Genomic DNA, 6,288 nt, shown 5'->3' on the forward strand with positions numbered 1-6,288 from the left:
ATATTCTATTTTTATAAAAAAACAATTATAAAAACTTATTTAAATAAACTAAAAAGCATTTTTATATTTTCGCTTCTAAAATAAGAAGAAGAAACATCTGAAGGCTCTATTGTTTTTATACTGCATACAGTACTTATATTAGTATTTATTATGAGATTAGAAAAATACATATCGTCAAAATAGCCTGTAGAACTGCTTTTTTTATATTCAGCTCTTTTTAAAGCCTTTCCGCTATTATCAAAAAAATCTATTGTATAATTATTAGATGATTTTTTTAATACACCTTTAGAATAAGGTACTACCCTATTCTTTTTTACTAAATTGACGCTTTTATCATCATTTATGCTTTCAGCTTTATAATCATTAATAAAATCTATAGACATTAAATCATTCATATTGGCAGCTCCTGTTATAACATAATTAGCTGCTATTTTTAATGCAGAAACCTGATTAGCACCCATAACAAAAAAACCCTGCTTATTTGCAAGAAAAAGGCTTTTACTATCTTTTAAATACATTAATTTATAATCTTTACCAACTATAAGCTCAAAATTATTAACAGTTTTTTTGCCGTCTTTAATATCTGTGAATGTTCCTTTTAATTTATAGCTTTTTCCATTTCTATTATATATATCAACAAATTCAGTAAAAATATCCTGACTATATAAAAAGCTAGATACAAAAATAAATATTACTAATAAAAATTTATACATATTTTATCACTTCAATAATTGGCATTCTTATTACTTTTATAATTGGGTACACTCCAGCAAGTATAGAAACTCCCAACACCCATACAAATACTAAAACAGTATCTTTTAAAGTAAGTAATAAAATTAAAGGAAAGCCGTCAGTAGCACCTGGAAATTTCATTGTTATATTAAGCATTGATAAAATATTTGATATACCATAAGAAATAATTATTGATATAACAGAACTTAACAAAGCCATTATAATAATTTCTAAAAATAAAAGTAAAGTTACATTTTTTATATTTATTCCCAAAGCACGCATAGTACCGAATTCATTTAAACGCTCTAAAAAATTAGTTGTTAATATCTGCATTACAGAAACAAATACTAATATACTTAATACACTTAAAGCTATTAAATAATTATTATTGTTCATATCAATAACAGAAAGTAAAAATGCATTTAAATCTTTCCAATCTTTAGCTTCATAATTCAAATTATTAGAATTAAAATATTCATTTAGAGAATTTTTTATCTCAGTTGCCTTATAATAATCTTTTAAATAAACAAGCAGACTATGTGCATTTCCTTGTTCTAATCCGAAAACATCATACATAGCATTAATAGGACAGTATATAGTAACAGCATCAGCATAATTGTTATTTAAAGATATTGAACATACTGCCATTAAAGAGCCTAATGTTATACCGTCGCCGAAATCAGTCATTAAATTTAAATAAGGTGTTTCATCATAGTTTATATTAAAATACTTTCCTAAATCAAGCCCCAAAGCCATAGTATCAACATCATCATCAAAAATCGGTGTTCCATTCTTTAATAAAACACTTGACATAACTTTTGAAACATTCTCATAAGCATATCCAGAAAAAAATTTGCTTTTGCTTTCATTGCCTATTAAACCGCTTATATCTAATTTTTTTTGATAATCATTAACTTCATTAATAGTTTTTAATTTTTTATATAATATTTCAAAATCTGAATTGTTAAGCATATTAATTTTTTCGCTTTCGCTGTTCCAATAAGATTTGTCAGCAATAACAACAGATCCTCCGCTTGTGTTTATACTTGTTATTATACCTTCTTTAGAATAATTATTATATCCGCTTATAAGCATAAGAGAAACAAAAGAAACTATTATAAGTATCATATTTAAAATAGTTCTTGTTTTATTATACCATAAATTATCCCAAGCCAATTTTATTATATTCATTAATACCTCTATTAAATTTTTTACTTAATTTCTTTTATTAACTTTAAAACTTTTATAACTAATTTATTTTAAAATTACTCCGTCTTTCATTATATATTTAGTATCAATATAATCTTTTATTAGTTCATCGTGCGATATAAAAAATCCTATGCCATTTCTTTTTTTTATAGTTGTTCTTATATAATCATAAATAAATTTGCTTGTTTCAGTATCTAAATTAGCACTTATTTCATCACCGAATACATAAGGTGCTTCTGTTACTAATGCCCTTGCTATAGCAACTCTTTGTTTTTGTCCGCCTGAAAGCTGTTCAGGCTTCTTGTTTTTTAAATTATCTATTTTTAAATTTTCTAATATAGTCATAACTTTATTATTAATACCTTTACTGTTAAAAAAACGCAGAGGCAAAGCAACATTATCAAAAACTGTCTGAGTTTTAAGAAGTTCTAAAGACTGAAGTATTAAGCCAATATTTACAAGCCTAAAATAACTTCTTTCTTTATCGCTTAATTTTGAAACTTCATTTTCATTCCAATAAACTGCTCCATCAGTAGGCACATCTATGCTTGATAAAATATGAAGTAATGTACTTTTACCTGCTCCTGACACTCCTGCAACCCAAACTATTTCACCATTTTTTATTTCTAAATTAATATTTTTATTAGCTTCAATATTATAATATTTTGTTTTGTATATTTTGGATATATTAACACATTTTATCATTTTAAACCTTTTTAAAAATCAGCACCTTCAGCACTCAAAAATCCGTCTTTTCCGCTGTCATAAGATTTTTGAAGCAAGTATCCGTAAAATCCATTAGGGTACATTTTTTTTGCATTTTCAAGTTCTGTAAATGCTTTTTCTGTTTCATTAACTTTCATATATGCCATTGATCTGTATATATAAGCTCTGTAAATCATATAATCAGGCAAATTATCTGTACTATTTAATGAATTAATTACAGAATAAAAAGTATTATTATTATAATAGCTTAAAGTTGCAATCTGCCACATTCCGTATATTTGCTTTGCCCTAAAATTAGCACTGTCTTTTAATAATGCAAGCCTTGAATAATTATACATATCAACTATAATGCTGTAAGGATATTTATTATTAAAAAATCCTAATGAAGTTAAAGAATTTGCAAAATCAGCAAAAGCTCCGTAGGACAAAGAAGTTGTAAAATATTTATCTTTCTTTATATCTTTATAAATTTGAGATAAAGTTATATAATCTTCTTCAAAAGTTCCATTAGCAATAGAAATATTCGCCCATAAAATATAAGTTTCTATTTTTAAATAAACTTTTTCTTCTTCTTCAAAATTCGATTTATCAATTTTTTCTAATATACTTTTTGCTTCATTTACTTTTACAAGTCTATTTCCAGAATAATATTCTGTATTTTTTGATTCTATTTCTTTTAAAATGTTTTTTGCTTCATTAGAAAGTTCAGCATATAAAAATAAAGTAAAGCAAATAAATAAAAATAATATTTTTTTAATCATTATAATTCCTATATAAAAATATTAATTAAACATACTTTTTCCTGAAGCATTTTTTTCAAGAATCTGTTTTAAAAAAGCTCCGTCAGAAAATATACTTTTTGCTGTGTTCATATATTTTTCATAATTAGCCTTATCATTATTTTTTAAATATACCTGAGAAACCCATAAAGAAACAATATGCTTTTCCCATTTCTCTTTAGCATTACTTTCTGACTTTTTAAATATAGGCATTGCTTTATCAATTCCGCCTCCGACAAAAGGAGGAGTAAATGCAGTTAATATAGCCTTGCCTAAAAGCGAAGGAAAATGATTAGGATTAATTTTTAAAGCTGTATCATAAAGTTCTGAAGCCTTTGAAGAAAGTTTTATTATTTCATTAAGAGGCGGAGAATAATTTATAGCCGTACTCATAACATCAGCAACAGAAGCTAAATAGTCTGCATCGCTTTGAGATTTTAAAGGTGTATTAGTTTTTATATTTTCATTTAATATTTTATAAGATTCTCTTTTCGATTTTGGATTAGTATACATATCTATAATCAAAATCAAATTACTGTAAGTTTGCTTTTCTACACTTAAAACATCTAAATTTTCAACTTTTTTTATTAAGTCTTTTAATTCATCATAAGTATTTGAATTATAATAAGCATTATAAAGATTATTCATTTCTTTATTATAAGCAAAAGCTGAAATATAGACCAAAATAAAAACTATTAAAATTTTCTTAATCATTAAAACTCCTTATAATTTTTTATACAAATAAAACCGTAAAAAAAATTAATTAGTATTATTTATTATATCATCTTTTTTATATTTTGCTTTTATATAAATAAAATATACTATTAGAAAAATTACAAAACAAACCAATTAAGATACTAGTCTCTTAATTATTTTAATACTTATTACATTAAAGTTTAACTTCATATTATTAACTAAATAAACATATACATAAAAAACTACTAATAAAAGTGCATGATTAATAAAAGTAATAAATGATACTAAAAAACCAGATATTAAAGATCTTTTTATATCAAAATAACTTTTTTTATTTTCAGCAGATTTTTTTGAAAAATAAATTGCTAAAATAGACAGTATTATACAAATAACATTAACTATAAAAATAGCAATATCATAAACAATAGTAGCAGTAATAAATCCTACAATTATACTGCCTGAAAATATCTTAACTAATTCTAATAGCACATAATATGAAGTTATAACAATATAAGGAACTGTTCCAACTATAAGTGTAGAAACAGGGCTTAATAAAAATGCTGTTAATATAAAAAATATTTTTAGTACAGAAAAAATCTCTAAATAAGGTACAAATATAAGTATACTGCTTAAAATTGTAAAAATAAGCGTAAGTAGTATTTCATTCTTTTTATTAATCAAATTATTTTCTAACATAAAAACCTTTAAATATAATTTTTAAAACTGTATTGCACTTACAATTAAATTCATAACTAAACTTTTATTATTATCAACACCAAATGTTAACTGTAAAGGTGTTGTTCCAAAAAGATTATAACCAATACCTCCTCCAACAACATAAAGTAAATTACCATTATTAATACTTTCTTCAAAATATTTTCCGTATCCAATATTTCCAAAAGCAACTAAATATATATCGCTGAATCCAGAAGGAAGAAAACGCATAAAAAATTTATATTCTAAATGAGCAAATGTAAGCAAATCAAAAGATTTATTATAAACTTTATTAGCACTTAAAGGAAGCATTAAAAGAGAATACAAATATTTATAGCCTATAGAATATATTTTTTCGCTTTTGTCAAAAAATCCGCTGTAGCTTATATATAGCATTGCAGAAAGTTCTCCCCAATAATGAAAGAAACTATAAGGCATCATAGCATAAATACCATAAGAATACTGCTTTGAATTTGGTATTATATTCACAGAAAAGCCTATTAAAAATTTTAATTTATTTACAGCACTTTCATATAAAGCTGAATTAAGCCCTACACTTTGAGTAATTTTAAATATAGAACTTAATTTCTGAGTTTTTAATTCTGAACTTAAAATTTTTCCAATATTAGCATTATAAACAAGCATAACATTATCAGAAGAGTATCCTAATTTTAATTGTCCATAATATTCTAAATCTTTATAATTAAATGTTGAAAAAGGCGGACTTATACCCTGCTTATAATTTAAATCAATAAAAAATCTTTTATATCTGAACTCCATTCCTAAATTAGCAAATACACCAAAAGAAGATTCTGATCCATAATCATAGCTTATTCCTAATCTTGGAGCATATAAAAAAACAGAATTCTTTTTATAAGCATAGCCTATATCAAAAGAAAATGGAAATCCGAAATAATTATATCCATAATGAAAACCAGATTGAGTAAAATTTTCCTGAGCGAACAAAAAACTGCATAGTATAAAAAACAAAACTAATATTTTTTTCATAAAATTACAAATCTTGCATTTTTATTTGATTTATTATTTTCAAATAAGAATGTTTACTAATTATATAAATAAAATAATAGTTTGTCAATTTATATAATTAGTTTACTAGTATAAAACAAACATTCTAAAGGGTGGGGAATTAAATTTAAACTATAAATTTTTATCGTATGCTTTTTTATATTCATTAAAAATATAATGAATACTAGGGCAGGCATTTTTTATTATTGCTAAAAAACAAGCAAAACAAATAATTTTACAAAATACTTTTATGATAAAATATAATATTATGGCTTCAAAAAATAAAGACTTTACAAAATTTAATTTAGAAAAAGAAAATAAAAGATATATAATTTCATCTAGGACAGCCCCTTATATTATTATCATTTACGAGAATTAATATTTAAATATGAAACAGAAAAAGAGA

7 protein-coding genes are annotated in these 6,288 nt (G+C 23.8%); all 7 read right to left on the minus strand.

The window, feature by feature from the left end; genetic code table 11:
• Positions 1-35: 35 nt before the first annotated feature.
• A complete protein-coding gene (locus tag QZ288_RS08870) occupies positions 36-713 on the minus strand; it encodes a hypothetical protein (RefSeq protein ID WP_295157873.1) in 678 nt (225 codons plus the stop codon).
• On the minus strand, positions 706-1,923 hold the full coding sequence (locus tag QZ288_RS08875) for an FtsX-like permease family protein (protein WP_295157876.1): 1,218 nt from the start codon (positions 1,921-1,923) through the stop codon (positions 706-708). The genes QZ288_RS08870 and QZ288_RS08875 overlap by 8 nt, the downstream gene beginning before the upstream one ends.
• Before the next feature lie 63 nt (positions 1,924-1,986).
• Positions 1,987-2,646, minus strand: a complete 660-nt coding sequence (locus QZ288_RS08880; protein ID WP_295157879.1) for an ABC transporter ATP-binding protein — start codon at positions 2,644-2,646, stop codon at positions 1,987-1,989.
• 11 nt (positions 2,647-2,657) lie between these two features.
• Positions 2,658-3,428, minus strand: a complete 771-nt coding sequence (locus tag QZ288_RS08885) for a hypothetical protein (protein WP_295157881.1) — start codon at positions 3,426-3,428, stop codon at positions 2,658-2,660.
• 21 nt (positions 3,429-3,449) lie between these two features.
• Complete coding sequence (locus QZ288_RS08890; RefSeq protein WP_295157883.1) at positions 3,450-4,160, minus strand: hypothetical protein; 711 nt, start codon at positions 4,158-4,160, stop codon at positions 3,450-3,452.
• Positions 4,161-4,295: 135 nt separating this feature from the next.
• On the minus strand, positions 4,296-4,838 hold the full coding sequence (locus tag QZ288_RS08895; RefSeq protein ID WP_295157885.1) for a hypothetical protein: 543 nt from the start codon (positions 4,836-4,838) through the stop codon (positions 4,296-4,298).
• 21 nt (positions 4,839-4,859) lie between these two features.
• A complete protein-coding gene (locus QZ288_RS08900) occupies positions 4,860-5,864 on the minus strand; it encodes a hypothetical protein (protein WP_295157888.1) in 1,005 nt (334 codons plus the stop codon).
• Between the last annotated feature and the right edge of the window lie 424 nt (positions 5,865-6,288).

Origin of the sequence: uncultured Brachyspira sp. (genome assembly GCF_910578695.1) — a bacterium.
In the GTDB taxonomy this organism is placed as follows: Bacteria; Spirochaetota; Brachyspiria; order Brachyspirales; family Brachyspiraceae; genus Brachyspira.

Coding starts and splice junctions, on each gene's coding strand:
- QZ288_RS08870 (WP_295157873.1), bottom strand. CDS start 713: ATGTATAAATTTTTATTAGTAATATTTATTTTTGTATCTAGCTTTTTA.
- QZ288_RS08875 (WP_295157876.1), bottom strand. CDS start 1,923: ATGAATATAATAAAATTGGCTTGGGATAATTTATGGTATAATAAAACA.
- QZ288_RS08880 (WP_295157879.1), bottom strand. CDS start 2,646: ATGATAAAATGTGTTAATATATCCAAAATATACAAAACAAAATATTAT.
- QZ288_RS08885 (WP_295157881.1), bottom strand. CDS start 3,428: ATGATTAAAAAAATATTATTTTTATTTATTTGCTTTACTTTATTTTTA.
- QZ288_RS08890 (WP_295157883.1), bottom strand. CDS start 4,160: ATGATTAAGAAAATTTTAATAGTTTTTATTTTGGTCTATATTTCAGCT.
- QZ288_RS08895 (WP_295157885.1), bottom strand. CDS start 4,838: ATGTTAGAAAATAATTTGATTAATAAAAAGAATGAAATACTACTTACG.
- QZ288_RS08900 (WP_295157888.1), bottom strand. CDS start 5,864: ATGAAAAAAATATTAGTTTTGTTTTTTATACTATGCAGTTTTTTGTTC.